Annotated in this window: 35 protein-coding genes and 1 tRNA gene; 16 read left to right on the top strand and 20 right to left on the bottom strand. The window is 68.4% G+C overall.

The window, feature by feature from the left end:
• Positions 1-175: 175 nt before the first annotated feature.
• Positions 176-1,465 carry a GTPase HflX gene (gene hflX / locus APQ99_RS04600; RefSeq protein WP_136360992.1) on the top strand — a complete coding sequence of 430 codons (1,290 nt, stop codon included), beginning with the start codon at positions 176-178 and terminating at the stop codon, positions 1,463-1,465.
• A 16-nt stretch (positions 1,466-1,481) separates the two neighbouring features.
• Here the strand turns inward: hflX and APQ99_RS04595 are convergent, their stop codons facing one another.
• A complete protein-coding gene (locus tag APQ99_RS04595; protein ID WP_010903951.1) occupies positions 1,482-2,003 on the bottom strand; it encodes an archaemetzincin family Zn-dependent metalloprotease in 522 nt (173 codons plus the stop codon).
• A gap of 39 nt (positions 2,004-2,042) precedes the next feature.
• On the opposite strand from APQ99_RS04595, the gene APQ99_RS04590 reads away from it, so the two are divergent.
• The 3 genes from APQ99_RS04590 (at position 2,043) to npdG (ending at position 4,094) form a co-directional block, all read left to right on the top strand.
• Positions 2,043-2,432 carry a UPF0146 family protein gene (locus APQ99_RS04590; protein ID WP_136360991.1) on the top strand — a complete coding sequence of 130 codons (390 nt, stop codon included), beginning with the start codon at positions 2,043-2,045 and terminating at the stop codon, positions 2,430-2,432.
• Between the two features lie 32 nt (positions 2,433-2,464).
• Positions 2,465-3,337 carry a TIGR01548 family HAD-type hydrolase gene (locus tag APQ99_RS04585; protein WP_136360990.1) on the top strand — a complete coding sequence of 291 codons (873 nt, stop codon included), beginning with the start codon at positions 2,465-2,467 and terminating at the stop codon, positions 3,335-3,337.
• An 88-nt stretch (positions 3,338-3,425) separates the two neighbouring features.
• Entirely contained in the window at positions 3,426-4,094 is a 669-nt protein-coding gene (gene npdG / locus APQ99_RS04580; RefSeq protein ID WP_136360989.1) for an NADPH-dependent F420 reductase, read from the top strand.
• Here npdG and thiD read toward each other — a convergent pair.
• A complete protein-coding gene (gene thiD / locus APQ99_RS04575; RefSeq protein ID WP_136360988.1) occupies positions 4,065-5,402 on the bottom strand; it encodes a bifunctional hydroxymethylpyrimidine kinase/phosphomethylpyrimidine kinase in 1,338 nt (445 codons plus the stop codon). The genes npdG and thiD overlap by 30 nt on opposite strands.
• Positions 5,402-6,334 (bottom strand): sulfide-dependent adenosine diphosphate thiazole synthase, encoded by a 933-nt coding sequence (locus APQ99_RS04570; protein WP_010903946.1) that lies wholly within the window; start codon positions 6,332-6,334, stop codon positions 5,402-5,404. The genes thiD and APQ99_RS04570 overlap by 1 nt, the downstream gene beginning before the upstream one ends.
• 86 nt (positions 6,335-6,420) lie before the next feature.
• On the opposite strand from APQ99_RS04570, the gene APQ99_RS04565 reads away from it, so the two are divergent.
• Positions 6,421-6,765, top strand: a complete 345-nt coding sequence (locus APQ99_RS04565) for a hypothetical protein (protein ID WP_010903945.1) — start codon at positions 6,421-6,423, stop codon at positions 6,763-6,765.
• Here APQ99_RS04565 and APQ99_RS04560 read toward each other — a convergent pair.
• Positions 6,762-8,618, bottom strand: coding sequence for an SLC13 family permease (locus APQ99_RS04560; protein ID WP_136360987.1), 1,857 nt, complete (start codon positions 8,616-8,618; stop codon positions 6,762-6,764). The two genes, APQ99_RS04565 and APQ99_RS04560, sit on opposite strands and share 4 nt — an antisense overlap.
• A 105-nt stretch (positions 8,619-8,723) precedes the next feature.
• Complete coding sequence (trxA, locus tag APQ99_RS04555) at positions 8,724-8,993, bottom strand: thioredoxin (RefSeq protein ID WP_010903943.1); 270 nt, start codon at positions 8,991-8,993, stop codon at positions 8,724-8,726.
• 112 nt (positions 8,994-9,105) lie between these two features.
• On the opposite strand from trxA, the gene APQ99_RS04550 reads away from it, so the two are divergent.
• From APQ99_RS04550 to hisE, 4 genes are read left to right on the top strand one after another with little or no spacing between them, the layout of a single operon-like run.
• Positions 9,106-9,267, top strand: a complete 162-nt coding sequence (locus APQ99_RS04550) for a preprotein translocase subunit Sec61beta (RefSeq protein ID WP_010903942.1) — start codon at positions 9,106-9,108, stop codon at positions 9,265-9,267.
• Positions 9,268-9,304: 37 nt separating this feature from the next.
• On the top strand, positions 9,305-9,916 hold the full coding sequence (gene pdxT / locus APQ99_RS04545; RefSeq protein WP_010903941.1) for a pyridoxal 5'-phosphate synthase glutaminase subunit PdxT: 612 nt from the start codon (positions 9,305-9,307) through the stop codon (positions 9,914-9,916).
• The gene (locus APQ99_RS04540; RefSeq protein WP_010903940.1) at positions 9,913-10,371 is read left to right on the top strand and encodes a bifunctional nuclease family protein; all 459 of its coding nucleotides are present in this window, start codon (positions 9,913-9,915) and stop codon (positions 10,369-10,371) included. The genes pdxT and APQ99_RS04540 overlap by 4 nt, the downstream gene beginning before the upstream one ends.
• A complete protein-coding gene (gene hisE, locus APQ99_RS04535) occupies positions 10,364-10,651 on the top strand; it encodes a phosphoribosyl-ATP diphosphatase (RefSeq protein WP_136360986.1) in 288 nt (95 codons plus the stop codon). The genes APQ99_RS04540 and hisE overlap by 8 nt, the downstream gene beginning before the upstream one ends.
• Positions 10,652-10,712: 61 nt before the next feature.
• Here the strand turns inward: hisE and APQ99_RS04530 are convergent, their stop codons facing one another.
• Positions 10,713-11,066, bottom strand: coding sequence for a DUF5518 domain-containing protein (locus tag APQ99_RS04530; RefSeq protein WP_010903938.1), 354 nt, complete (start codon positions 11,064-11,066; stop codon positions 10,713-10,715).
• Between the two features lie 81 nt (positions 11,067-11,147).
• Between APQ99_RS04530 and APQ99_RS04525 the strand changes: the two genes are divergently transcribed.
• Complete coding sequence (locus APQ99_RS04525) at positions 11,148-12,131, top strand: NOG1 family protein (protein ID WP_136360985.1); 984 nt, start codon at positions 11,148-11,150, stop codon at positions 12,129-12,131.
• Between the two features lie 46 nt (positions 12,132-12,177).
• Here the strand turns inward: APQ99_RS04525 and APQ99_RS04520 are convergent, their stop codons facing one another.
• Genes APQ99_RS04520 through APQ99_RS04510 form a run of 3 tightly spaced genes read right to left on the bottom strand, consistent with a single transcriptional unit; the run spans position 12,178 to position 14,623 of the window.
• Positions 12,178-12,498, bottom strand: coding sequence for a hypothetical protein (locus tag APQ99_RS04520; RefSeq protein WP_136360984.1), 321 nt, complete (start codon positions 12,496-12,498; stop codon positions 12,178-12,180).
• A gap of 25 nt (positions 12,499-12,523) precedes the next feature.
• On the bottom strand, positions 12,524-13,834 hold the full coding sequence (locus tag APQ99_RS04515; protein ID WP_012289527.1) for a TIGR00341 family protein: 1,311 nt from the start codon (positions 13,832-13,834) through the stop codon (positions 12,524-12,526).
• Positions 13,835-13,879: 45 nt separating this feature from the next.
• The gene (locus APQ99_RS04510) at positions 13,880-14,623 is read right to left on the bottom strand and encodes an SIMPL domain-containing protein (RefSeq protein WP_136360983.1); all 744 of its coding nucleotides are present in this window, start codon (positions 14,621-14,623) and stop codon (positions 13,880-13,882) included.
• 111 nt (positions 14,624-14,734) lie between these two features.
• On the opposite strand from APQ99_RS04510, the gene engB reads away from it, so the two are divergent.
• Together engB and APQ99_RS04500 are read left to right on the top strand one after the other, a co-directional pair.
• Positions 14,735-15,355 carry a GTP-binding protein EngB gene (gene engB / locus APQ99_RS04505; RefSeq protein ID WP_136360982.1) on the top strand — a complete coding sequence of 207 codons (621 nt, stop codon included), beginning with the start codon at positions 14,735-14,737 and terminating at the stop codon, positions 15,353-15,355.
• A gap of 192 nt (positions 15,356-15,547) precedes the next feature.
• Positions 15,548-16,309 (top strand): coenzyme F420-0:L-glutamate ligase, encoded by a 762-nt coding sequence (locus tag APQ99_RS04500; RefSeq protein WP_136360981.1) that lies wholly within the window; start codon positions 15,548-15,550, stop codon positions 16,307-16,309.
• A 9-nt stretch (positions 16,310-16,318) separates the two neighbouring features.
• Here the strand turns inward: APQ99_RS04500 and APQ99_RS04495 are convergent, their stop codons facing one another.
• Positions 16,319-16,519 (bottom strand): hypothetical protein, encoded by a 201-nt coding sequence (locus APQ99_RS04495; RefSeq protein WP_136360980.1) that lies wholly within the window; start codon positions 16,517-16,519, stop codon positions 16,319-16,321.
• A gap of 152 nt (positions 16,520-16,671) precedes the next feature.
• Between APQ99_RS04495 and yciH the strand changes: the two genes are divergently transcribed.
• Positions 16,672-16,965 (top strand): stress response translation initiation inhibitor YciH, encoded by a 294-nt coding sequence (gene yciH / locus APQ99_RS04490; RefSeq protein ID WP_010903930.1) that lies wholly within the window; start codon positions 16,672-16,674, stop codon positions 16,963-16,965.
• Positions 16,966-17,029: 64 nt separating this feature from the next.
• On the opposite strand, the gene APQ99_RS04485 is transcribed toward yciH, so the two are convergent.
• From APQ99_RS04485 to APQ99_RS04475, 3 genes are all read right to left on the bottom strand, one after another.
• A complete protein-coding gene (locus APQ99_RS04485; RefSeq protein WP_136360979.1) occupies positions 17,030-17,392 on the bottom strand; it encodes a rhodanese-like domain-containing protein in 363 nt (120 codons plus the stop codon).
• Between the two features lie 53 nt (positions 17,393-17,445).
• Entirely contained in the window at positions 17,446-17,640 is a 195-nt protein-coding gene (locus tag APQ99_RS04480) for a heavy-metal-associated domain-containing protein (RefSeq protein WP_136360978.1), read from the bottom strand.
• A 105-nt stretch (positions 17,641-17,745) separates the two neighbouring features.
• A complete protein-coding gene (locus tag APQ99_RS04475; RefSeq protein WP_136360977.1) occupies positions 17,746-18,324 on the bottom strand; it encodes an NUDIX hydrolase in 579 nt (192 codons plus the stop codon).
• 80 nt (positions 18,325-18,404) lie between these two features.
• Between APQ99_RS04475 and APQ99_RS04470 the strand changes: the two genes are divergently transcribed.
• Positions 18,405-18,842 carry a metal-dependent transcriptional regulator gene (locus tag APQ99_RS04470; protein ID WP_136360976.1) on the top strand — a complete coding sequence of 146 codons (438 nt, stop codon included), beginning with the start codon at positions 18,405-18,407 and terminating at the stop codon, positions 18,840-18,842.
• On the opposite strand, the gene APQ99_RS04465 is transcribed toward APQ99_RS04470, so the two are convergent.
• From APQ99_RS04465 to APQ99_RS04445, 5 genes are all read right to left on the bottom strand, one after another.
• On the bottom strand, positions 18,821-19,243 hold the full coding sequence (locus tag APQ99_RS04465; RefSeq protein WP_010903925.1) for a DUF5809 family protein: 423 nt from the start codon (positions 19,241-19,243) through the stop codon (positions 18,821-18,823). The two genes, APQ99_RS04470 and APQ99_RS04465, sit on opposite strands and share 22 nt — an antisense overlap.
• 24 nt (positions 19,244-19,267) lie before the next feature.
• Entirely contained in the window at positions 19,268-19,627 is a 360-nt protein-coding gene (locus APQ99_RS04460; protein WP_136360975.1) for a DUF5810 domain-containing protein, read from the bottom strand.
• A gap of 22 nt (positions 19,628-19,649) precedes the next feature.
• Entirely contained in the window at positions 19,650-20,144 is a 495-nt protein-coding gene (gene rimI, locus APQ99_RS04455; RefSeq protein WP_012289526.1) for a ribosomal protein S18-alanine N-acetyltransferase, read from the bottom strand.
• An 84-nt stretch (positions 20,145-20,228) separates the two neighbouring features.
• The gene (locus tag APQ99_RS04450; protein WP_010903922.1) at positions 20,229-22,214 is read right to left on the bottom strand and encodes an aconitate hydratase; all 1,986 of its coding nucleotides are present in this window, start codon (positions 22,212-22,214) and stop codon (positions 20,229-20,231) included.
• 171 nt (positions 22,215-22,385) lie between these two features.
• The gene (locus tag APQ99_RS04445; protein ID WP_136360974.1) at positions 22,386-23,951 is read right to left on the bottom strand and encodes a S8 family peptidase; all 1,566 of its coding nucleotides are present in this window, start codon (positions 23,949-23,951) and stop codon (positions 22,386-22,388) included.
• 134 nt (positions 23,952-24,085) lie between these two features.
• Here APQ99_RS04445 and APQ99_RS04440 point away from each other — a divergent pair, with 134 nt between their 5' ends.
• Positions 24,086-24,583 (top strand): deoxyuridine 5'-triphosphate nucleotidohydrolase, encoded by a 498-nt coding sequence (locus APQ99_RS04440; protein WP_010903920.1) that lies wholly within the window; start codon positions 24,086-24,088, stop codon positions 24,581-24,583.
• Here the strand turns inward: APQ99_RS04440 and APQ99_RS04435 are convergent, their stop codons facing one another.
• On the bottom strand, positions 24,584-25,126 hold the full coding sequence (locus APQ99_RS04435; RefSeq protein ID WP_010903919.1) for a DUF7504 family protein: 543 nt from the start codon (positions 25,124-25,126) through the stop codon (positions 24,584-24,586).
• Between the two features lie 158 nt (positions 25,127-25,284).
• Here APQ99_RS04435 and APQ99_RS04430 point away from each other — a divergent pair, with 158 nt between their 5' ends.
• Positions 25,285-25,746, top strand: a complete 462-nt coding sequence (locus tag APQ99_RS04430; protein ID WP_136360973.1) for a flagellin — start codon at positions 25,285-25,287, stop codon at positions 25,744-25,746.
• A 92-nt stretch (positions 25,747-25,838) separates the two neighbouring features.
• On the opposite strand, the gene APQ99_RS04425 is transcribed toward APQ99_RS04430, so the two are convergent.
• A tRNA-Ala gene (locus APQ99_RS04425) sits at positions 25,839-25,910 on the bottom strand.
• Between the last annotated feature and the right edge of the window lie 298 nt (positions 25,911-26,208).

Here is a 26,208-nt window from a genome sequence, read left to right as displayed (position 1 = left end):
GCGTCGGTTCTAAGCGGCCGGTAGGGTTTTGTTGGTCGGCGCCGCTGGCGTTCATATGACCGTGCTCGACCGATAGCCGGGCGTCCGACCCGGCCGCCGCCGGCGGCCGGCGGCTGCCGCGTGCGGGCGTCACGACGGGGACCGGTTGCTGACCCAGCGAGACACCCACGCGTACATGACAGACAGACGGAATTCGACAGCGGTCGTCGCGAAGCGACGAACAGACACCCCCATCGAGACCGACGAGATCCGTGCGCTCTGCGAGGCGGCGGGCGTCGAGGTCGTCGCGGAACGCACGCAGGCGCGGCCCCGCGACCCGACCTACGACCTCGGCGACGGCGCGGTCGCCGATATCGCAGGCCTGGTCGAGCGCCGGAGCGCCGACCTCGTGGTCGTCGACGACCACCTCGACCCGGGGCGCGCGCACAACCTCCAGGAGGCCGTCGGCGCGGAGGTGGTCGACCGCGCGCGCCTCGTGTTGGACATCTTCGGGGAGCGCGCGGAGACCAAGCGCGCCCGGCTGGAAGTCCGGCTCGCCGAACTCCGGTACGAACTCCCGCGAGCGCAAGCCCGCGTCGAGCGCGGCGAGACCCAGGGCCGACAGGGGTTCCGGAGCGGCGGCGAACGCCCGGCCGCACAGCTGAAGGCGGACTACCGCCAGCGCATCACGGACCGTCGAGCGGAACTGGACCGGCTCGACGACGCCGACGACGGCCTCCGCGAGGCCCGCCGGGAGTCGGGCTTCGACCTCGTGGCGCTCGCGGGCTACACGAACGCCGGGAAGTCCACCCTCCTCAGGCGGCTCGCGGACGACCTCGCCGTCGACGAGAACGACGGCCACGGCGACCGCACCGACACGGCAGCCTCCCGCGACCGACTGTTCGAGACGCTGAACACGACGACGCGCCGGGCGACCGTCGGCGAGCGCCGCGTCCTCCTCACGGACACGGTCGGGTTCGTGGACGACCTGCCGCGCTGGCTGCTGTCGTCGTTCCGGACGACGCTCGCGGCCGCCCGGGAGGCCGACGCCGTTCTCCTCGTCGTGGACGCGACCGACGACCGCGAGGGGATTCGCGCGAAGGTGGAAGCGAGCCGCGACGAACTGGCGGACGCCGAGGGGACACTCGTCCCCGTCCTGAACAAGCGGGACGCCGCCACGGACCTCGACGCGAAACGCCGGCTGCTCGCCGAGCACGCCGGGCACGCGCCGGTCGTCACGAGCGCGACGGAGGCCGAGGGATTAGACGCGCTCCGGGACCGGCTCACCGACGCGCTGCCGGACCGCAGGCGCGTCTCGCTGTCGGTGCCCAACACCGATGCCGGCAACGCCTTCGTGTCGTGGTGCCACGACCGGGGAACGGTCCACGAGCCGGACTACGGCGAGCGGATCGCCTTCAGCTTCGAAGCGCGGCCGGAGGTCACCGCGAAGGCCACGGGGCGGGCCGAGCAGTTGAACGAGGACTGACCAGCCCCGAGGGCGGTTAGAAGACGGTGCGCTGGCAGCTCCCACAGAGGTTCTCTTCCTTGCGGTCGACTTCGCGGACGGTGGGCGAGAAGTTCATCGCACACCGGTTGTTGTCGCAGTGTTCGAGGCCGAGCGTGTGGCCGAGTTCGTGGACGACTTCCTTACGGACGCGGTCGTCGAAGACGTCGCTCGAAGACCGATTGGAGAAGCCACCGTCGCTTGAGGTCTGGAGGCGGTACGTGGAGACGACGCAGCCGCGGCCGTCGAGATACGCCAGCCCGAAGACGTAGTTGCGGCGGCGGTAGAAGAGGTCGTGGGGCGTGATGGCGATGGTTTTGTCGCCGCTGGTGGCCCGGGTTGCGGTGTCGATGAACTCCGCAGCACGGTACTGGCTCCGGGCCTCGTCGTACGCCGCCGTCGGCACGTCCTGTTCGGAGGCAACGACGACCTCGCAGTCGTAGACCGAGCGGAGGCTGGACGATGCCTGCCGTTTGACGTGCGCGGGCACGTCGCCGACGGGGACGATGTCTACCCGCATGGGGTACCGTTAAGCGTGGGATGGCATAAACATCCCGCCGTGACACAGCCACCGACGGTCGCCGCGGTGTTGGCGGCCCACAGCCGCGTTGTGGAGGTCGGGATCGGAGCGCGACCGGACGTCGCGGCGGCGTTGGCGGAGCGCGGGTGTGCGGTGACGGCAACCGACATCGAGGCGTGTACAGTGCCCGAGACGGTCCGGTTCGTGCGTGACGACGTCACGGACCCCGAGCGGGCCGTATACGAGGCTGCCGACGCCGTGTACGCCCTGCGGTGTCCGCCCGAGCTGCAGCGGGCGGTCGTGGACGTTGCCGGGGCGGTCGGCGCGGCGTGTTATCTCACGACGCTGGGTGGTGAGCCGGTCGTTGTCCCGGTGAGCGAGCGACGAACGGTGGCGTCAGGGACGCTGTTCGTGGCGCGGGACGCGTAACTGACTTGCCGGGTGCGCCCGACAGCCGGCGTATGGAGGTTGACGCGGTTGTCCTGGACGTGGATGGGGTGCTCGTGGACGTGGCTGAGTCGTATCGGCGCGCCATCGTGGAGGCCGTCGAGCACGTGTACGGCGACACCATCGAGCGGGCTGACATCCAGCAGTTCAAGGACGCTGGCGGGTTCAACAACGACTGGACGGTGACGGACGCGGCTGCGTTGTGGGTGCTGGCGTCCCGGGAGAACGGCACCATCGGGGGCGTGGGCGCGTTCACCGACGCGATCGCCGAGCACGGCGGCGGGCTGGCGGGCGCAGAGGCGGTCGTGGACGCCAGCCTCGGCCCGGCCGCCGTCGAGCGCGTACGCGACGCCTGGCAGCCCGAGCGGCTGCGGGACGTTTTCCAGCAGCTGTATCTCGGCACCGAGTACTACCGCCGCTTCGAGGGCGGCGACCCCGACCTGGCCGCGCCGGGGTTCATCCACGACGAGGACCGCTTGCTCGCGCCCGAAACGGGCGACGCGCTGACCGCCGACTGGCCGGTGTGCGTGCTGACCGGGCGGCCCAGCGACGAAGCCGACGTGGCCTTGGACCGCGTCGGCCTGGACATCCCGGGAGAGCGCCGCTTCACGATGGACGACTGGGCGGCTGGCAAACCGAACCCCCGGGCGCTGATCGCGCTCGCCGAGCGCACCGGGGCGGACTCGGTGGTGTTCGTGGGGGACACCCTCGACGACGTGGCGACGGCGCTGAACGCCCGCGAGGCGGACCCCGGCCGCGAGTACCACGCGGTGGGCGTGCTGACCGGCGGGCTGACCGGCGAGGCCGGCCGCCAGAAATACCACACCGCCGGTGCCGACCACGTTCTGGACTCCGTGAACGATCTGCCGGCGCTTCTCGGGCAGTGACACGGGCGGGCGGCTGGCGACCAGCCGTCAAGCCGTGGTGTGAGACGCCCACGCAATCCTTATTCGGGTGCCGGCCGACCGTCGGCGTATGCGAATCGCGTTGCTCGGCGGAACCGGCGACATCGGCGCGGGACTAGCACTGCGGTGGGCCACCGACAGCGACCACGACATCGTGATCGGGTCACGGGACCCCGAGAAGGCGCGGGAGACGGCGGCAGCGTACGAGGACACGTTGGCCGATCAAGGCGTCGACCGCAAGCTCACGGGGTTCGCCAACGAGATGGCGGCCGACCGCGCGGACGTCGTAGTGGTGGCGGTGCCCGCCTACCACGTCACCGATGTCATGGGCGCTGTCGCGGACAGGCTCGACGCGGACACGCTGGTGATCTCGCCGGCGGTCGGCATCGCCAGCGGCGAGCGCGGCCTCCACTACAACCCGCCGTCGGCGGGCAGCGTCACGGCGTTGGTGGCGGACGCCGCACCCGACGGTGTCGACGTGGTGGGTGCGTTCCACAACCTCGCGGCCGACCGGCTCGCGGACCTGGACGCCGAACTGGACGCTGACACGCTCGTTGTGGGTGACGACGAGGGCGCGCGAACGCGCGTGGCGGAGCTCGCAGACGACATCACGGGGCTGCGCGCGCTGGACGCCGGGCCGGCGGAGAACGCCGCGGAGGTCGAGTCGCTGACGCCGCTGTTGATCAACCTCGCGCGGTACAACGACGACCTACGCGACGTCGGCGTCACGTTCGAGTGAGGCCACCGTGCGGAGCTTCGCGGTGAGCGCGTCCGCGTCGGCGGCGAGCACGCGCACCATCGCTTCCTTGCCGACAGCGCCGGAGTCGACGACGGCGTCGGGCGCGCTGTCGCGGTCCGCCATGACGCGTTGTGCGGTCCAATCCATCGTGCCGTCGGCGTCCGCGGGCTCGGTGGTGCGGTCGACGCTGACGGTGTCCCAGTGGTCGCCCAGGGCGTCCTCGCGGGCGGCGCTCCACCGGACGTTGGTGGCGGCGGTCACGTCGGCGTCGTGGGCGCGCACGCCCAGGAGGAAGCGGGCGATATGACTCGACGCCCCCGGTTCGATGCCGCCGGCGGCGCGGACGCCACGCGTGGTGGCGTGGAGGCGGCCATCAACGGCGACCACGTCGGCGGGCGTGGTGGCTGCCGGGGGTGCAACCGCGACGTTCATGCCGACTTCCGGCACCAGGGCGGGCGGCCACTCGGCTTCGAGCATCGCAACCACGTCCCGGACAGCCCTGATCCCGGCGCCGACTCCCGTGGTGGGTGTGGCGGTGGCGCGGCGGTGGTCGACGGGCCCGTCGCCGCCGCCCACGGAGAGGTCGCCGTCGATGGCGGCTGCGACCGCGTCGATACCGCGCTCGACCGCCGGCCGCAGGGCGTCGCCGTGGGCGAGGCGCGCAGTGATCGCGGCCGAGAGCGTGCAGCCGGAGCCATGCGTGGTGGGCGTCTCGATGCGGGGGCGGGTGAACGCGCTGGTGGTGTCGCCGGCGAACACGTCGACGGGGTCGCCGTCGAGGTGGCCGCCGGTGAGGAGTGTGGCGTCCGGCCCGAGCTCGCAGACCGCCTCGGCGGCCGCGCGGAGATCGGTCTCGTCGGTGATCTCGGTGTCGGCAAGCAGCTCGGCTTCGGGGATGTTGGGCGTGGCGAGCGTGGCGCGGGGGAGCAACTCGTCGCGGACGGCGGCGATCCCCGACTCGGTGAGCAGCCGGTCGCCGGACTGGGAGACGACCACGGGGTCGACGGTCACCGGTGCCGGCGTCTCCGCGAGCGCGGTGGCGACGGCGTCGACGACGGCGGCGTCGCCGAGCATCCCGGTTTTGACCGCGGAAACGTCGAAGTCGGTGGTGACGGCGTCGATCTGCGCGCGCACGGTCTCGGGCGCAAGGATGTCACTGTGGGTGACGCCGTGCGTGTTCTGGGCCGTGACGGCGGTGATCGCCGAGGTGCCGAAGGCGTCGCCGGCCTCGAACGTCTTGAGGTCGGCCTGGATGCCGGCGCCGCCGCCGCTGTCCGAGCCCGCGATCGTGAGCGCAACGGGGTGCATTAGTCGTCGTCTGCGGCGGGCGCGGCCGTGCTGGGGAGGTCAACGCGCGGCTCGTCGACGGCGAGCTCGTCCATGACGGCGTTGGCGGCGACTTTCCCCGAGAGCAGCATCGCGCCGAACGTCGGTCCCATGCGGGTGAGGCCGTGGACGGTCGCGGTGGAGAGTCCGGCGGTCACGAGACCGTCGTGGACTTTCCCGGTCTGTTCGACGACTTTGTCCTCGCTGTCGGCGACCCACATGGAGTCGTGGCCGGGGGAGTCGTGGCCGGGCGCGCCGTATTCGCCGTCACCGGACTGGTCCATGCCAGTGGCGTGCTCCTCGACGTGTTCGATGCCGTCGGCCTCCAGGACGCCGCGTTCGTGGAGCTTGGAGACAACGACCGCGTCGTGGCCGGTGGCGTCGACGACCACGTCGGCTTCCAGCGCGATGGGGTCGACGCAGGTGAGCTCACGGGGCAGCGAGTGCACAGGCGTCCAGTTGACGACGGCACCGGCGACCGCGTGGTCGTCGCGCACGACGATGTCCGTGAACTCGGTCATGTTCTGGATGCGGGCGCCCGCATCGCAGGCGGCCGTGATCATCGCCGAGCAGGCGTGTGGGGCGTCAGCGACCGCGAGCCCGTCGTTTTCTTCGTCGTACTCGTATGGCACACCGAGGTCGTCGAGGACTGCTTCGGCGGGCGACCGGACGGTGAGCTTGTTCATCAGGAACCCGCCGAGCCAGAAACCGCCGCCGAGGTAGTTGTTCTTCTCGATGATGGTGACGTCTACGTCCCGGTCGGCGAGCTCCTTGGCAGCCATCAGGCCGGAGGGACCGCCGCCGACGATGATCACGTCGGTTTCCGTGTCGTCGAGGAACTCGTCGGTCCACTGGCGTGTGATCGCGCGTGTGACTTCGGCTTCGTTTGCGTCAGCGAATGAGTCGAACGTCATACCACTACATGGTACAACTAGATAATTAAGCGTTGGGTTCCCGTGAGAGCCCAAAACGCTAAGCACACCCGGCCGTGATTTCGCGCATGGAACAAGTGTGGGCAGACGACAGCATTTCGGCCGCGTTCAACGACGCGTTCACCGCGTGGGTCGATCGCGGCGGCGGTGAAGTGATCGAGGCGACGGACACGCGTCTGCGAGCGGAGTTCCAGTCGACTGACGAACAGATGCTCACGGACATCGGGTTCTACGTCGCCGACGGCCGCCACATGGTGTGTTTCGAGACGGTACGGGAGGAACTCGAACTGAAGATGTTGACGCGGTACAGCGTCTCCGGGGGGAAGCTCATGGTGCAGTCGGATAAGGGCTCGCGGACGTTCAGCTTCAACGTCGAGGACGGCAAGTGGCGCGTCGAGAAATATCCGCCTTAGACGCCCCAGAAGGCCGCAATGCCACCAACCGTGACCACCGACAACAGCAACTGCAGCGGGAGCCCGACGCGGAAGAAGTCACTGAACGTGTAGCCGCCCGGCCCGTACACGAAGAGGTTCGTCTGGTAGCCCACGGGCGTCATGAACGCCGTTGACGCCGCGAACGTCACCGCAAGCACGAACGCGAACGGGTTCGCGCCGAGTTCGACGGCGGCTTCGACGGCGACCGGAATCAGCAACACGACGCTGGCGTTGTTCGAGATGACGCTCGTGATGACGCCCGTGAACAGGTAGAACACCCACAGCACACCCAGCGCCGGAAGCACCGTCGCCGTGGCGGCCATCGCCTCCCCGAGCAGCTGTGCGGCCCCGGTCTGTTCGAGCGCGATGCCCAGGGGGATGACGCCCGCCAGCAGGAAGATGACGTCCCAGTCGACGGAGTCGTACACCTCCGACGGGTGGAGGACGCCGGTCGACACCATCGCCACGACGCCGCCCAGCGCGGTCGTGACGATGTGAAACGGGGTCACCGTCGCCGCGAGCACGACCCCGAGGACGATGCCGATGGCGTGGGGGATCTTCTCCGTCCGGTAGTCCGGCTCGTCGGGCTCGTGGGCGACGATGAAATCGGGGTTCGCCGACAGCCTGTCGATCCCCGAGCGCGGTGCCTGCACGAGCAGCGTGTCGCCGACGCGGAGCCGCCGGTCGTCCATACGTTCGTGGACCGTCTCTCCCCGTGACCGGAACGCCAGCACGTTGGCGTCGTAGCGGTCGCGGAACGACGACGAGGACAGCGTCTGCCCGGCGAGCGACGACCCCGAGTGGATGACGACCTCCACGAGCGCCTGCTCGTCCTGCGTGGTGGGTTCGAGGTCGCGCTCGTCGTCGGGCGCGCCCGCCAGCGAGAGGTCGTCGACGGTCGCGATGTCGGCCAGCGTCTCACGGCCGGTGCGGATCGTGAGCGTATCCCCCGCACGCACGACCTTCTGCCCGAGTGGCTCGATGAACCGCTCGCCGTCGCGCACCAGCCCCAACACGTCGGCGTCGAACCGGTCGGCGTCGATGGCCGCCCGCACCGTCTGCCCGACGATGGGCGACGACTCCCGGACGACGACCTCCGAGAGGTAGTCGCCGAGCGCGTACTCCGTGAGGTAGTCGTCCTCGACGGGGACGCGATCGGAGAGCAGCCGGGGGGCGACGACGAACAGGTACAGCGACCCGACCGCCAACACCAGGACGCCGAGATGTGTGAACTCGAACATCGAGAACGCGTGCAGGCCCGCGATCCCCTGCTGGTCGGCCAGTCGGGCGGTCGTCTCGCTCGCCAGGAGGTTCGTCGACGTGCCGATGAGCGTCAGCGTTCCGCCCAGCATCGACGCGAACGACAGCGGCATCAGCAGCTTCGACGGACTGGTTTTGCCCTTGTGCGCGAGGTCCGAGATGACGGGCACGAGGATCGCAACCACGGGCGTGTTGTTCACGAACCCGGACACCGGGCCGCCCGCGGCGATGGTGGCGCCGAGCTGTCGGGACTTGTTCTCGCCGGCGAACGCCGACAGCTTCCGGCCGACGAGCTGGACGAGCCCGGTCCGGCTGACGCCCGTCGACAGGATGAGCATTGCGAGCACGGCGATGGTCGCCTTGTTCGAGAACCCCGAGAGGCTCTCGGCCGTCGACACCCGCGTCCACGGCTCCAGCACGGCCAACACCACCATGATGAGGATGGCGGTGACGTCGATCGGCAGCCACTCGGTGACGAACAACACGAGCGCGCCCACCACCACGCCGAAAACGACGAGCACGTCCGTTGAGACCCCGGCGGCGAGCGCGACGGGTGGTGACACCGCTGACATGGTGCCACGGTCAGACGGAACGATTGAAAGGCTACCGGAACGGATGCAGCGGCGCCGCTGGGCGCGACCGAAGCCGGCGGAAAAGGCGGCGTGACGTGTGCGCGCTCAGGCGCCCGCGGACTCGATTGCGTCCTCGAGCTGTTCGCGCTGCGTGACGCCGACGAACCGCTCGACGACGCCGTCGTCGTTCTCCACGACGATGGTCGGGATCGAACGCACTTGGTACTCGTTTGCGACGTCCTCGGCTTCGTCGACGTCGATCTTCTCGAAGGACACGTCCTCGTCGTAGTCCGCCTCGAGCTCTTCGAGGATCGGATCCTGAGTCTTGCACGGCCCGCACCAGTCCGCGTAGAAGTCTTTCAGGGTGACAGTCATCGATATACTCCGAATTGGCGGGCTTCGTGGTTAAGGGTTTCTCACGGCACGTCTGTTGCCGGAGGTGCGACAACTCGAAAGGTTTAGGCGGGCGCGCTGACAGTACTGACCCATGAGCAGTGGTCAAAACTCGGGCGGCCTGATGTCCAGTGCGGGCCTCGTCCGCTACTTCGACTCCGAGGACTCCAACGCACTCCAAATCGACCCGCGGTCCGTCGTTGCGGTCGGGGCGTTCTTCGGGCTGGTGGTGTTGCTGGCACAGTTCTTCGCGTAGCGAGACGTTTTTTCACGGCAGCCGCATATGGCAGCGTATGACACTGACTGCCGGTGTTGTCGCCGTGCAGGGCGACGTCTCCGAACACGCCGCCGCGATCCGCCGCGCTGCCGACGCTCACGGCCAGCCCGCCGACGTGCGTGAGATCCGGACCGCGGGGGTCGTCCCGGAGTGTGACGTGTTGCTGTTGCCCGGTGGGGAGTCGACGGCCATCTCCCGGCTGCTGGACCGCGAGGGCATCGACGCCGAGATCCGCAGCCACGTCGCCGCCGGCAAGCCGCTGCTGGCGACGTGCGCGGGCCTCATCGTGTCCTCGACGGACGCCAACGACGACCGCGTCGAAACGCTTGACGTGCTCGACGTGACCGTCGATCGGAACGCGTTCGGCCGCCAGGTCGACTCCTTCGAAGCCCCCCTGGACGTCGACGGGCTCGCCGACCCGTTCCCCGCGGTGTTCATCCGCGCGCCGGTCATCGACGAGGTCGGCGCGGACGCGACGGTGCTTGCGTCCTGGGACGGGCGTCCGGTTGCGATCCGGGACGGCCCCGTGGTTGCGACGTCGTTCCACCCGGAGCTGACCGCCGACGTGCGGCTGCACGAACTCGCGTTTTTCGACCGAACACCGTCCGCACAGGCCGGTGACGCATGAACGCCGACATCGACGCGGTGCGAGTGGCGGACACTCCCGACGGCACGATTGCGGTGGTCGTCCTGGCACGCGACGACGCCGACGACAGCGGCGACGTGCTCCCGATCTTCGTGGGCTTCGAGGAGGCGGCGAGCATCGCGCGCGGCCTGGACGCGGTCGACATCGGCCGCCCGCTCACCCACGACGTGACCCTCGACCTCGTCGAGGAGTTGGGCGGGCGCGTCGACCGGGTCGTGATTTCCAGCGTCGAAGCGGGCACGTATTTCGCGGATCTGCACGTCGAGACGCCCCGCGGGAGCACGGTGGTCGACGCGCGCCCCAGCGATTCGCTGGCGCTTGCGGCGCGCACGAACGCCCCGATCGCAGTCGCCGACGACGTGTTCGCACAGGGTGCGCGCTCGCCCGACGGGTTTGATGAGCTGCGGGACATCCGGGAGGTGATGGGAGATGAGTGACCCGCTCCGCGAGCTGTTCGACGTGATCGAGGATCGCAAGGAAACAATGCCCGAGGACTCGTATACGGCCAGTCTGCTGGCCGACGACGAGAAAGGCGAGAACGCCGCCCTGGAGAAAGTCGGCGAGGAAGCCACCGAGTTCCTGCTCGCCGCCAAGGACGGCGACACCGACGAACTCGCCCACGAGGGCGCGGACGTCGTCTACCACATGCTCGTCGTGCTCGCCCAACAGGACATGGACGTCGAGGCGCTGCTGGCCGAACTCGACGACCGCCGGTAGTCGCGAGACGTGCGCCGCCGATGGTGGAGGTCCACAGCGGCGTCGGCCATCGAGAGCCCCGTCAGGCGAGCAGCCCGCCGATGGCACCGGCGACGGCGCTGTCGACGGCGAGCGCCAGGAAGACGGCGAGCGCGGCGAGCGCCGCCCCGACGCCGAGCACGCCGATGGGGACGAACAGCAGCCCGCCGGCGAGGCTGGCAGCGAGGATCAGCGACACGACGACCAGGCCGCCGAGCGCGCCCGCCAGGAGGCCATGCACCGCGCCGCTCCAGGCCCCGTCGTCGGCCATCCAGCCGGCGACGAACCCGCCGACCAGCCCCGCCGCGGCGTGGCCGATGCCCGGCAGCGCGAACGCGAACACGCCGAGCACGAACGAAACGCCGAACCCGGTGAGGACCGCACGCCAGTTGACCATGTGCCCGCCACGCGGGGGCGGCGCAAAAACCCTCGCGTGGGGATACGTGGCCTTTTACGTCTCGCCCGCGAATCCAGTTGCATGATTTTCGAGAGCCTGCCGACGACGCCCACGTCGGAGGAACTCATCGACCAGGCGTTCTCGCGAGCGGCCCGGGCCGGGCGCGCGAAACAGGGCGTGGAAGCACAGCAGTCGATGCTCCAGACGGCGTCGAACATCCTGGGTGACAACCTCCACAACGTCGTCACCGAGTGGCCGGACTTCGACCACGTCGATCCGTTCTACGGCGAGCTGGCCGACGCCATCCTGCGCGAGGAGTTCGCCAGCGAGGACGGCATCGACGAGCTCCGCCAACACCTCTCGGAGCTGTCGTGGGCGTCCTCGAAGACCCACGACCTCGGCCGCGAGTACATCGGCCGGCTCCCCAACGACGCCGAGAAAGCCCGCAGCCTCCGCAAGCAGGGGTTCGGCCGCATGGGGTCGGTGATGGACCAGGTCGAAGACGACCTGGAGGCCGTCGGCGCGGCCCGTGACGCCCTCAAGACCCTGCCGGAGATCCAGCCGGACGTGCCGACCGTGGTGGTCGCTGGCTACCCGAACGTGGGGAAGTCCTCGTTCGTGAACGCCGTGACCAACGCCAGCATCGAGACCGCCGAGTACCCGTTCACGACGAAGTCCGTGGACATCGGGCATTTCGAGCGCGACCACGTCACGTGGCAGCTCGTCGACACCCCGGGGCTGCTCGACCGGCCGGCCGACGAGCGCAACGAGATCGAAGACCAGGCCGTGTCGGCGCTCACGCACGTGGGGGACGTGATCCTGTTCTTCGTGGACGCCAGCGCCGCGTGTGGCTACCCGGTCGCCGACCAGCAGGCGCTGCGCGCGGAGGTGGGCGACCGCTTCGGCGACGCCCCGCTGGTCACCGTCTGCAGCAAGACCGACCTCTCGGCGGAGATCGAGGCGGACTGCTACATGAGCGTCGAGGGCGGCGAGGGCGTCACGGAGACGCTGACCGCGGCCGTCGACGCGGTCGGCCACGAGCCAGAACTGCCGTTCGAGGAGTAGCGGGGACGGACCGAGCGAAGCGAGCGCGAACCGCGGACTGCGCGCGCTAGAACGGTGCCGTGGGGCCAGCGTCGTCCGTGCTGGTGTCCGTGGACCCACAGCCACAGCCCGAGTCCGTTGTGATGCCGGTGACGGCGTCGAGGTCCGCGACGAGCGTGGCCTCGATCGCGCGCTCGGTGTCCGGCGAGACGCCGTCGGAACACCCACAGCCGAACGACAGCGTGACGAGGCCGGTCTCCGCGTTCACCCGCTGGACCACTCGCGTCCCGCGGCTGAGGTCGGGGAACTCGCGGTCGAGTGTGGCCGCGACTCGGCGCCGGAGCGTCGCGGCGGTCGGGTCCTGGGACTCGTCTGTTTCCGTGCGCATGCGCCGCGGTACTCGGTGCCGGTATTTACTCGTTGGGGCGGGACGGCGCGACCCGCTGGGTTTCGACGTACCGGACTTCGACGGCGAGCTCCCGTCCGGTGTCGGTCTCGATGCGCTTGGCCAGCGACTGCGCGAGCGCGGGATACTGCTGGCCAGGTGGGATGCCGAGCGTGACGATGACTGTGTGTGGCTGGCGCGAAACGAGGCCGCGGTCGTACTGGAACTGGACGTCGACGACCGAGGTGTGAGCGGCCTGCGCGGTCACGTCGTCGATGGCGCGGTCGACGGCCTGTTCGGTGTCGGCTGCCTCGACGGAGGCGAGCGTAACGCCGCCGAGGAACGCCGAGAGAACGGCGATGGCGACGGCGAGTGTGACGCCGCGCTTGACGAGCGCGGCGTGGGCGTCGCCGACCGCGAAGAACCGCTGGGGGCGGTACCCGGAGTACCAGAGCCCGACGAGCGCGGCGAGGTTGATCGAGAGGACGTTCACGGCGACCAGCACGGCGGACCCGACCGCGAGTGTGGGGACCCCCCACGCGATCCCGATGCCGACGGTGGCCGCCGGCGGGATGAGCGCCACCGCGATGGCGACCCCGACCAGCGCCGAGGAGACGCCGGACATGAGACTGTAGACGCCGGCAACCCCGGAACCGAGCGCGACCACGAGCGACAGGAAGTCGGGGCGGAGTCGCTCCCGGACCTCGGACAGCGACAACACGTCGAGGCCGGGGGGCACGAGGTGTGTGGTTTTCACGAGGAACGCGAACGCGGCCGCGCCCACGACCGCGAGCGCGACGCCGACCACCTGCAGTCGGATGCCGCGCGCGAACAGGTCGTCGTCGTCGACGACGGTGCCGACGCTGGCGGACATCGCCGGGCCGAGCAGCGGCGCGATCACCATCGACCCAACCACGGTGGCCGGCGAGTCCAACAGCAGTCCCGCGGTCGCGATGATGGTGCTGACGAGCGTGAGCACGGCGTACGTCACGCGGTTGGGCGCGAGGTCAGCGGCGCGCGCGACCAGCTCCTCGCGGGCGATGTGGTCGTCGGCGGCGTCGGAGTCGGCGCTGTAGCGCGCGTCCAGTTCGTCGAAGCGCCGGGAGACGACCGTTTCGGCGTCCACGACGACGGTGTAGGCGTCCTGTGACAGCCCCACGTCCTGGAGGGCGTCGAGGACGTCGCTGACCGCGGCGGTGGGCAGCGGGAAATGCACGACGGCGGTGTATTCGGTGCTTGCCGTTTCGGGGGTGACGACGTAGTCGACGCCCTCGTCGTCGAGGGCGGCCAGCACCGCGTCGCGTTTTCCGGTTGGCACCGTGACTTGGACGAGTCGCACGCCATCGAGTTGCCAGCCGGCGGAGAAAAGCCTTCGCTGATGGCGTTACGCCGTCGCGTTGTACGTCACCTGGACGGAGGCCGTGACGGTGACCGGGCCGGAGTCGATGGTGGTGGCGGTGGTGCTCTGGGGAACCATCCCGCCGGCCTCGGCGCGAGGATGGGCGGTCGTGTCCGCGGAGTCGATGGCGTGGACGCCGGCAACGCCGAGCCCGCCGGCGGACGCGAGGGTGTCGGCGCGCTGTCTGGCGTTGGCCATCGCGGTGTTCAGGGCGTCGTTGTGGAGGCGGTCCCGTTTGGCGTCGGAGAGCGTGAACGACGTGCCGTCGATGGTGTCCGCGCCGTTGGTGACGGCGACGTCGATGAGTTCGCCCGCCGCGGACGTGTCGTTGGTCGTGATTTCGAGGTCGTGGACGCCGCGGTAGCCGCTGTATTCGACGCCGTTCGGGGTGCGGTCGCGTTGCTGTCGGATGTCGAAGTTCGTGGTGCGGACGGTGTTGGCGGGGACGCCGTCGGCGGCGAGGGCGTCGCGGACGGACTGCACGTCGGCCGCCAACGACTCCCGGACGGCGGTGGAGTCGTTCCCGCTGGCGGTCACGGCGACATCGATGACCGCCTGGTTGGCGGTTGCGTCGACGGTGCCGGCGGCCGACACCGTGATCGCTTTCGAGTCGGTGGTGTGGGTGTCGGCCGACGCCGGCCCCATGCCGAGGGCGGTCGCGCCCGCGATCCCGGCGACAACGAGGACGGCGGCGACGGCACACACACTGAGCGTGGATCGAGCGTTCATTGCGGATCCGGCTTGGCGGGGCTGGGGCTTGAGTTCTCCCGAGACTCAAACACCGCTTTGACTGTTGGCGTGGGACGCATTACTTAACCGGGCTGGCGGGCTACCAACGGTATGTTCAAGGATCGGCCCGACCGCAGCGACGAAGTCGTGCTCGTCGGACGGTCGAACGTCGGGAAGTCGACACTGATGCGGGCGGTCACCGGCCACCAGGTGCCGACCGGCCAGAAGCCCGGCGTCACCCGCCAGCCGAACCATTTCGACTGGGCAAGCGAGGACTTCATGCTCACCGACCTGCCCGGGTTCGGGTACATGCAGGGCGTCGAGGACGGCCACGAGGAAGCGATCAAAACCGAGGTCGTCCGGTACGTCGAGTCGCACGCCGACAACATCATGGTGGGCGTGCTCGTGCTGGATGGGAAGGCCGCCGTCGACATCATCGACCGGCACAGCGGCGGGGACGAGATCCCCCACGTGGTCGAGCTGTACTACCTGCTCGAGGAGTTGGGCGTCCAGCCGGTGGTCGCGGTGAACAAGATGGATAAGGTCAACGACCGCGACGAGCGGCTCAACGACATCGCCGACCGCCTGGGGTTGTACCCGCCCTGGGAGCAGTGGCAGGACGTGATCGCGCCGATCACGGCCAAGAAAGACCGCATCGCCGCGCTGGAGGACGCCGTGAACAGCCACTTCGACGCCGCGAAGCGCGACGACCTCAAGCAGTTCTTCAGTTAGCCGGCGCTGCCGAGTCGTACAGTGGGCGACTCGGGAGAACGGCCTCGTCACAAGGGGCTCGGAGGGGGTAACTCCTCGTCACCGTCGCCCACGCTCGCCGGTTTGGGGGGCCGTGGACAAGACCCTTTCACTCCTGGCCGGGGTGGCGAGTGTATCGCTGGGGCTTTTGGGCGGTGTGTGCAACGCCAAGCCATGCATGCGTTCGCGGTGGATGGACTGCCGGAGATCGACGCCGGCGACGATCTCGCGGCGTTGGTGGCCGAGCGCGCCGACCTGACCGACGGGGACGTGGTGTGCGTGGCGAGCACGGTCGTGTCGAAAGCCGAAGGCCGCACGGCCGCGCTCGCGGAGTTCACGCCGGGACCGCGGGCCGAGGAGATCGCCGCGCGGCTGGCCGACGTGACCGGCGAGCAGAAGGACCCGCGGTTCGCGCAGGCCGTCATCGAGGAGGCGACCGAGGTCATCATGGACGCGCCGTTCCTGCTCACGGAAACGACGTGTGGACACGTCGGCGTGAACGCCGGCATCGACCGCTCGAACACCGGGGGTGCGGAGTTGCTGTTGTTGCCCAAACGGCCGGCGGAGAGCGCCGCGCGGATTCAGGCGGGGCTCGCGGCCGACGTGGGTGTGGTGGTGACTGATACGTCGGGGCGGCCGTTCAGGCACGGACAGCGCGGCGTGGCGCTGGGCTGGGCGGGGCTGCCTGCGGCCCGGGATTGGCGCGGAGAAACCGACCGCGACGGCCACGAGCTGGCGGTGACGGTGGAAGCAGTCGTGGACGAGCTGGCGGCGACCGCGAACCTCGTGTCCGGCGAGGGCGACGACGGAACGCCGGTGGTCGTCGTGCGGGAGTTCGAGTTCGGCGACCACGACGGCAGCGAGCAGCTGTTCCGGGCGGTCGACGGTGATTTCGTGCGGCAGGCGCTCCGCGACTGGACGTTCGACGGCGCGTGAGCGGCGACGTTAGCGGCGCTGCTGGGTGGTCGCGGAGTCGGGAACGAGCGGCGAAATCAGCCCCCCGACGGCGAGCGCGCCGAACGCGCCCGCGGCGGCGGTCACGAACAGCGCGCCGAAGAGGATGCCGATCGCCGAGAGGGGGTCGGTGGTGGCAGCCGTCGTGAAATGTTCGACCATCGTGACGAGGTTGTCGATGATCCAGACCATACGTCGACTGGGGTGGCTGGCGTCTTGAGTCCTCCGGGACCGCGTGGCCCCCGCCCACCGATCACCGTGGGCGGTCGACGGCGGCGAATACAGCCGCGTGCCGTCTCGTCGCCGATAGTGTTTAATATACGGATTTCGTACCCGTTCGTGTAATGTCGGAAGTCTGCTCGACGTGCGGGTTGCCCGAGGAACTCTGCGTCTGTGAAGACGTCGCCAAAGAGTCCCAGCAAATCGAAATCCGCATCGACGAGCGCCGCTACGGGAAAGAAGTTACCGTTATCGAAGGATTCGACCCGAAGGATGTCGACCTCGACAGCCTGTCCTCGGACCTCAAATCGAAGTTCGCGTGCGGGGGGACCGTCGAGGACGGCGAAATCGAGTTGCAGGGCAACCACTCGGGTCGCGTGGAGGATTTCCTCCGAAACAAGGGCTTTAACGTCGCCTAACCCCACGTCGACGCTCGCTTCTTCGTTCAGTTACCGACGCCACAGCGGCTGGACCGGGCCGCCGTCAGAACGGGGCGTCCGTCTCGGGGCCTTCGTCGGCGGCGGTGTCGGAGGACTGTTCGAGGTCGCCCGGCCAGCCGTCGATCCCACACGCCAGGCTCTCGACCTGGGTGTCCGCGCTGACGCCCTCGTAGGAGGCGATCAAGCGGGCGGCCTGCTTGCTGGATTTGCCGTGCGGGCAGACTGTCACGACGCGGTCGGCGCCCGCCAGCTGGTCGACCCGTTGGGGGAGTTCTTGGAAGGGGATGTTCTCGCTGCCCGGGATGTGCCCGCGGGCGAACGCCGGCGGGGTCCGGATGTCGACGATCCGGAGCGCGTCGTCGTCCAGCACTGCCGCGAGGTCGTCCGCGGAGAGTTCACCGTCCATCCCCTCGGGATCGGCGGTCCGCGGACGTATGGCTTCCGGTCGTGGCGACCGGGTTACGGCGCTACTGTGTACCCCGCGTCGTCGATGGCCGCGACGACGGCGTCGGTGTCGGCGGTCCCCTCGTAGCTGACGGTGTCGGCGTCGGCGTCGGCTGTCGCGTCCGTGACGCCGTCCAGGTCGGTGAGCGCGTCCGTGACGGTTTGCTCGCAGTGCGCACAGGACATGTCGGTGACGGTCAGCTCTGTCATACAGTGTGGTGTAGGCCCGGCGTGTTTTTCGCGGTTTCCCTTCAGAATCCACAGCCACGCCCCGGGCCGCGCTTTGGAGTGTGAATCGGTCGGCGAGGAGAGCGGTTACAGGTGGCCGTCGGCGTCGGCCAGCAACAGCCCCTCGATGGTGGCGTCGTTGGCGGGTGGCGTGCGCGCGACCGTCAGGGCCTCCGCGACCGGGACGCGCTCGACGGAGAGGAACTCGTTGTCGTCGAGGTCGCGGTCGGTCGCCGTCAGGTCCTCGGCGAAGACGATGCCGCGCTTGTGACGGAGCACGCCGGTGGCCGTCCAGAACTCCTCCAGGAGCGTGACGGTGTCCGCCTCGAAGCCGGTTTCCTCGCGGAGTTCCCGGCGGCCCGCCGCAACGTAGGACTCGCGGGTTGGGTGCGGTGCAACGGCGTCGGTCGGCGTGGCGTCGGCGGTGTCCTCCTCGACGATGCCCGCGACCAGCTCCATGCACTGCTTGCGGATGGTGGGACGGTACTGGTCGACGAAGAGCACGTCGTTGTCGTCGACGGCGACGACGACAACTGCCGGGGGCAGGTCAGCCCAGTAATACTGTTTCTCGGTGCCGTCGGGCTGTTCGACGCGGTCGTACCCGCCGTCGTACCAGGTCGTCTCGTACTCGGTGCGGGATTCGACGAGTGGCCAGTCGTGGCTCATACGGCGACCATCACGACCCAGTTACTAAGCCCCACGCACGTCAGGCACAGATTTTTACGTCAGTCTGAGAAGACGAATATATGCCAGCAGCGACAGTGTCGCGGGCCGACAATCGCTATCTCACAGCCATCTTCGTCGTCGGGACGGTCGAGGACTGCCGCGCGGAGACCGGGGCCGTCGCGGCCGAACTCGACGTCTCTCCCAGCACGGTCACCGAGCGGTTCCGTGACCTCGCGGCGCGCGACCTCGTCGACTACGAGCGCTACCAGGGCGCGACACTGACAGACCGCGGCGAGCGGATCGCCCGAACGCTCGCCTGGAAGCGGTGTCTCGCACACCACTTCAGCGCCGACGAGTTGGACCTCCCCGCCGACACCGCCGATGAGCTGGGCGGCGCGCTGTCGGCGGACGCCGCGGCCGCGCTCCGCGAACACATCGACCACCCGTGTGAGGGGGGCTGCCGGGCGCCGGCGGTTCGGCTGCCCGAGTGTACGGTTTACTCCACGGCCTCCCGGTAGTACTCGCCGAACGCGATCCGCCGCAGCGTCGCCACCGCCGCGTCCGCCTCCGCCTCGAAGGTCGCCGCGACGATCGCGTCCGCGAACGGCACGTAATGCCAGACCGCGTTGGCCACGTCCTGGCTGCCGTGCTGGACGACCTCGGCGTCGGGATGCTCGGTGCGGGCCGCCGCGAACTCCTCGTAGGAGCCGACCGCGACCACGAGCAGCGACGCGAACACCGCCTCCCGAGCGGTTTCGACGACGCTGCTGGTGACGCGGTCGTCGTACTCGGCTTTCGAGAACTCCATCTCGCGGGCCGTCGCTTTCGTGACTGCCTGGGCGGCGGGTCCGACCGCCTCGAACCGTGCTTTCGCGTCGGCAACTGTCTCCGGTGCGAACACGCCGCGCGTCTCGGTCATACCTACGTTCCCGGCGGCCGGCACTTATTCGTTTTCGGAGTCGCCGTTGTCGTCGGCTGACGACGCGTACATCGCGGCCGTGAGTTCGCGCGCCTCCGCCAGCACGTCATCGCTGTCGGCAGCGCTGGCGTCGACCGAAGCGCGCGCTCCGGCGGGCGTGTCGTGCGTGTGCGCCTCGGACACCGGCTCGGCGTCGGTTTCGGTGGCGTGGCCGACCACAGTGTCGGCCAGCTCCGCGGGGCCGCTGTCCGCCCACTCGGGGGCGTGCTCGTCGAGCCACGCCTCGTGGTCGCCGCCCCGCGTCAGGGCGGTGAACGCCAGGTGGTTCGCGAGGTGCTCGCCGTCGGCCGTCTCGACGCCGCAGACCGGACACAGGTATCCCATACCACACCCGTCGGGCTCACCGCTAAAACCCGTCACGGTCCGCCAGGCGCACGGCCATGACCCCGGCGTCCTCCCCGTCGGCGTAATACTCCGGAAGCCGCCGGATGTACTCGAAGCCGAACTCCTCGTAGAGGTGTCGAGCCACCTCGTTGCTCTCCCGCACTTCGAGTTTGACGGTGTGTGCGCCCTGCCCCGCCAGCGCCGCCACCCCCCGCGACAACAACAGCCGCCCGATGCCGTCGCCCTGGCGCGTGGAGCGCACGGCGATGTCCTTGATGTGGCCGAGCGGCCGCCCGTGGCCCGGAATGGTGTCCCCGACGACGTAGCCCGCGACGCTGTCCAGCCCGGACTGCTCGGCCGCCACCAGGAACCCGGCCGTGTCCAGCTGCCGCTCGAAGGCCGCGTACGGCCACGGATGCGAGAACACGGACTGCTCGATACGAACGATGGCGAGCAGGTCCGCGCGCGTCGCCTGCCGAACCCACACGTCCGGATCACCGCGTTGAACCGCCGTCACACCGCGGCATACGTCACGGTTGGGCTTATCACCTACGGCCGACACACGTGGTCGAAAAACGCGTTGTGGACCGACTACCGGCAGTCAGTCGTCGGCGGGCGCGGCGCCCGAGCCCTCGCTGTGGCGCTGCTTCGTCAGCGACAGCTTGCCACCGGCGGCGAGCGTGCGGCGCTCGCGCTCCGAGGCGTCGAGGGTCGCGGTCGCCTCCCAGTCGTCGTTCACGCGGACCGTGAACTCCTCCTGGCCGTCCGCGACGGCGGCCGCAACGTCGTCGACGACCTCGACGTCGTCGCCCTGCTCGATGCGGGCGTACGTCTCCTCGTCGATGTTCAGCGGCAGGATCCCGAAGTTGAAGAGGTTCGCCTTGTGGATGCGGGCGAAGCTCTGGGCGAGGACGGACTCCACGCCGAGGAACATCGGGCACATCGCCGCGTGCTCGCGGGAGGACCCCTGCCCGTAGTTCTCCCCGGCAACGAGCACGCCGCTGTCGGCTGCCTTCGCGCGCTCGGCGAACGTGTCGTCGATGCGCGAGAGGGTGAACTCCGAGAGCCGCTCGATGTTCGAGCGGAACTTCAGGATGTCGGAGGTCGCCGGAATGATGTGGTCGGTCGTGATGTTGTCCTGCATCTTCAGCAGGGTCTCACCACGTACGTCCGCACCCAGCGGGTCTTTGACCGGTACACTGGAGATGTTCGGGCCCTTGATGAGGTCGTCGTCGATGGACTCCTCGGGCGTGATGATGTCGGTGTCGCCCGCCCCGTAGCCGCCGGAGTACGAGGTCCCCATCTCGAAGCCGGGGGCCTCGAGGTCACCGAGGTCATCGGAGAGGTCGCGCGGATCGACGATCTCGCCGGCGATCGCCGACGCGGTCGCGACCTCCGGCGAGCAGAGGTACACGGAGTCGTCCTCGATGCCCGACCGGCCCTCGAAGTTGCGGTTGAACGTCCGGAGGCTCACCGAATCGGAGGCCGGCACGTGACCGATGCCGATACAGGCACCGCACGTCGCCTCGCTGAAGTTCACGCCGGCGGCCATCATCTCGGCCGTCCAGCCCTCGCGGGCGAGCATCTCGGAGGCCTGCTTGGAGCCCGGCGCGACGATCATCTCGGTGTGCTTGGAGACCTCGCGGCCCTCCAGCATCTTGGCGGCCGGCAGGACGTCCTCGTAGGCGCCGTTCGTGCAGGAGCCGACCATGACCTGTTCGACCTCCTGGCCCGCGACCTCGCGGACCGGGACGACGTTGTCGGGCATCGACGGCTCTGCGATGAGCGGTTCGAGATCCGAGAGGTCGACGACGATCTCGTCGGCGTACTCGGCGTCGGCGTCGGCCTGGAGGTCGACGAACTCGTCTTCGCGGTCGAACCGGGCGAGCCAGTCTTCGGTGCGGTCGTCCGTCGGGAAGATCGAGGACGTCGCACCGAGCTCGGTGCCCATGTTCGTGATGGTGGTTCGCTCCGGGACGGACAGCGACTCCACGCCAGGCCCGGTGTACTCGAGCACCTTGCCGACGCCACCCTTCACGGAGAGGCGGCGCAGGAGCTCGAGGATGACGTCTTTGGCGGTGGCCCACTCGGGGAGCTCGCCTTCGAGCCGAACGTTGACGACCTCGGGCATCTCGACGTAGTACGCGCCGCCGCCCATCGCGACGGCGATGTCGATGCCGCCCGCGCCGATGGCGAGCTGGCCGAGACCGCCGGGGGTCGGCGTGTGGCTGTCGGACCCGAGCAGGGTCTTGCCGGGCGCGGCGAAGTTCTCCTTGTGAACGTTGTGGCAGATGCCGTTGCCGGGCCGGGAGAAATACGCGCCGTAGGTGCCGGCGGCCGACCGCAGGAAGCGGTGGTCGTCGGTGTTCTTGAAGTCGAACTGGTAGGTCTGATGGTCGCAGTACTGCGCGGCGAGCTCGGTCTGGACTTCGTCCATTTCGAGTGCCTCGAACTGCAGCCAGACCATCGTCCCAGTGGTGTCTTGGGAGAGCGTCTGATCGATCTCGATGCCGATCTCCTCGCCGGGCTGGAGGTCGCCCTCGACGAGGTGGTCATCGAGAATTTTTTCGGTAAGCGTCTGTCCCATAGCGACCTAAAATGGTCCGTCTACGATTATAAATCCCGTGTGTTTCAGGCGTTAGCGTCCGTCCTAATACACACGGAGCGTCCTTAATTGGATCATGTGCACAACCCACAAAAGAACGCAGCACCGGGGGAACGCCCCCCGCCGAGGACAGTCAGAATCGCGTCCGGTCGATTACTTGTACTCGGTGACGGTCACGGTGAGGTCACCGCGGCCGCTGTAAGCGTACGCGAGCACGTTCAGATCCACGGACGTGTCCGGGTTGTCGATGGTGATCGACTCCTGGGAGCCGGTCGTCCACGACCGGAACTCGTAGCTCGACGTGGTCGGACAGGCGTTGGTGCTCGTGTTCGCGTACAGGTCGAAGTCCGCGTCCCCCGGGCCATCGAGTTCGATGACGACCTGGCTCGGGTTGCTGTACTCGTAGGAGAACGACCAGCAGTTGCTGTCCCCACGGCCGCGCAGCGAGCCGGAGACGCTCGACGACGTCGAGTCGCCACCGCCGCCACCACCGGAGCCGGGATCGGTGTTGACGGCGTTGGCGGCGTCGACGCGACCAGCGCCCTGCTGGCGGTCGGACAGCCCGATGTCGACGGCGGTTGCCTTCAGGTGATTGCGGAGTTCGGCGTTCGAAAGCTCCCACTGTGCGAGCGTGAGCCCCGCAACACCGGCGACAACGGGTGTGGCCATCGACGTGCCGGAGATCGATTCGTAGTCGTCTGCCGTCCACGTGGACAACACGTTCGTCCCGGGGGCGGCCAGGTCGATCTTCGGCCCGTAGTTGGAGTACGACGCCAGCGACTCGTCGGGGTCGAGCGCGCTCACGGCGAGCACACCGCCGTACGCGGCGGGGTACGAGACCGAGCCGCTCCCGTCGTTGCCGGCCGCGGCGACGACGAGTGCGCCCTGGTTGGCCGCGTACGTGACGGCGTTTTGCATCGTGTTCGTGTATCCGCCGCCACCGAGCGAGAGGTTGATGACGTCAGCGCCCTCGTTGGCCGCCCACGTGATTGCGTCGGCGATGTCCGCCGTGGATCCGGAGCCACGCTCGGAGAGAGCACGGCCGGCGATCACGCTCGAATTCCCGATCCCGGTGACGCCGTTGCCGTTGTTGACTTCGGCAGCGGCGATGCCGGCGACGTGCGTGCCGTGGATCTCCTCGTTCAGCGAGTCCGGATACGGGTCGCCGTCGTCGTCGACGAAGTCACGGCCACCGTTGGACACCGAGCGGTCGATGTTGCCGTCGAGGTCCGGATGGTCGTATTTTACACCCTGGTCGACGACGCCGATCGTGACGCCTGCATCGCCGGTCGTGGTGTCCCACGCCTCGGGGGCATTGACCTGCTGGTCGGCGTACTGATCGCCGAAGCGTGGGTCGTTGGGCACGAGTTGTGCCTGCAGTTCGACGTTCTGCTCGACGTACTTGATTGTGTCACGCGATTCGAGTCGGTCGACGAACTGCTTGCGCACTGACTCGGGGGCGTCGGCTGGCAGGCCCACAACGGCGGTGTTGAGCCGTTCCTGCACGCTGCCGACTTGCTCTTGGCCCTGCAGATACTGCTCGACGTGCTGCTGTGGGTCGTCTTCGACGTTGGACACGCCGACGATGTACTCGCTGCGGTCGGAGTTCCAGGGGTCGTCGGACTCCCCGGCGCTGACGCCGACCAGTGCGACTGACCCGGCGGCCGCACCGGTCGCGGTCAGGAAACTACGCCTCGTGACGTTGGTATTGTCTGCCATCCCACTCGCCAGAACAGTGTACACTTACTTAATATTTTTCGCTAGAAACTGTGATTTATATAGTTATAAATTGAAATGAACAGGCGAAGAGTGGAATCGAAACCGATTCCAGGCGGCCCCACCGAACGGCAGGCATGTACGAACGGGGGGCGTTCGTCGCCGACCACGTCGAGCCGGTTGCCGACGATCAGATCCAGCCGAACGGGGTCGACCTCACAGTCGATGCCGTCCTCGAACAGACCGAGCCCGGGCGCATCGACACCGACGGCAAAACCATCGGCGACCGCAGCCCGGTCACGCCGACCGCCGACGAGGACAGCACCGACACCACGGTCACGATCCAACCCGGGACGTACATCCTCCAGTACGCGGAGACCATCACCATCCCCGAGAACCACGTTGGGTTCGTCTATCCACGGTCGTCGCTGATGCGGAACTCCTGTATGCTGCATTCGGCCGTGTGGGACGCCGGGTACACCGGCCGCGGCGAAGGCCTGTTCGAGGTGCACCACGAGATCACGATCGCGCGTGGCGCACGCGTCGCCCAGCTCGTGTTGGCGACCGGAGACCACGAAAACACCTACGACGGGAGCTACCAGCACGAGCGCACGGACACCCGTCCTGGCGAGTAGTCACACGCGTTCGTCGAACAGTGGGAGGAGCGTCTTGACCGTGTCCGCGGGCAGATCGTGCGCCGCGATGGAGGCGACGAGCCGGCCGTCGACGGCTCGCGCCCGGGCCACGAGCGCGTGGAGGAATCGGAACACCGCTTCAGGGTCGGTCACAGCCACGCTGCGTTCGAGTCCGTCGAGATACACCGTGGGGTCGTGTGTTTCCCACGCACCCAGATACGCGTGGACGATGACGCCAACCGTGGCCATGTCGCAGCCGTTCGGCGGCGTGGCCGGAAGCTGAATCGGGGCGGCGTCCGTGTGCGCTGCGGGCGAGGAGCGCGCGGTCGCGGTGCGCACGTCCCCACTGCCGGCGGTCACTGCGGCGACGCGGTCCTTGTTCGCGCCCCACCGGCGAATCCAGGTCTCGGCGTCGAAGGCGTAGGTCACACCGACGGCCGTCGAAGCCGTGCGTGGGTCCGCGTCGACTGCAGTGACATCCGGTTCGGTCACGATCACAGCGTCTGCCTCCCGTGGTCTGCATTCCCCTCCCATGCCAGTCATTACCGCAAGCGTGTCAACGGTGGAATGTAAAGCTTGTCAAACAGTATGCATTAGCGTGACGCTGGGCGTGCGATGTCGCGCGCGAACGAACATTCAAGCCGATCGGGTTGCAGAACAACAACGATGGCACGACCCGCGGCAACAGGGGTGAGCGACTGATGGCCTCCGTCTCCTCGGCCCACCTCGTGTTGTTTATCGCCGCGATCCTGTTCTCGGCCGCGCTCGCCGGTGCGCTCACGGACAGTGCCACCATCATCGGCGACAGCGTCAACGACGCCGCCGACACCGACGCCGCACACGCCAACACCGCGTTCAGCGTCGTCAGCGATCCGGGTGCGCCGAACAGCGTCTACAACGACACCACGGATACGCTCACGATCCTCGTGAAGAACACGGGGGACAGCACGCCCCTGAGCGACCCCAGAGACATCACTGTGCTCGTCGATGGGGAGTATCAAACACCCGCGAGTACGACGGTCGTGAGCGCGAACGCTGACACCTGGCGGCCGGGCACGCTGCTGCGCGTGGAGGTGACTGTTGATCTGGCACCGAACACGGAGACCCGGATCGTCGTCGACACCAACGGCCACCGCGATCACTTCACGTTCACCACGTCGTAGCCCCTGGGCCACTCGGCTGTGGACTGCGGGCGGCGTGTGCGACCCAGTGCCGAACAATGGCGGCGCTGGTGGGCGATGGGATGGGAGAAGGATGGACTCGCTGGGATTTGAACCCAGGGCCTCTTCCTTGCGAAGGAAGCGATCTACCGCTGATCTACGAGCCCGCATACTGGTTGAGCCGGTGGCTGTACTTCAGACTTCTGCTTCAGCGTGCGTGTTCGATGGTGAGTCACAGCACAAGCGGCGGAGACCCGTTTGTCGAAACGCGACTGGGGGCTGTGGCTGTAGTGGATCAGTTGGCCAGGTATAATTGCACGCAAAATGAAAGTAAGTTTTGAGTAGTCTAATATAGAAAATTTCAACTACGTGGACCGGATACTAACGATTGCAATGCCACGAGACACCCCCCGCACGGCACGAAAGAAGCGAGCGAACACGCCCGAGCACACCGCGAACGGAGTT

Origin of the sequence: Halobacterium salinarum DSM 3754 (assembly GCF_008124605.1) — an archaeon.
GTDB classification, from domain to species: domain Archaea; phylum Halobacteriota; class Halobacteria; order Halobacteriales; family Halobacteriaceae; genus Halobacterium; species Halobacterium salinarum.
This window is presented reverse-complemented; position numbering and strand designations above follow the sequence as displayed.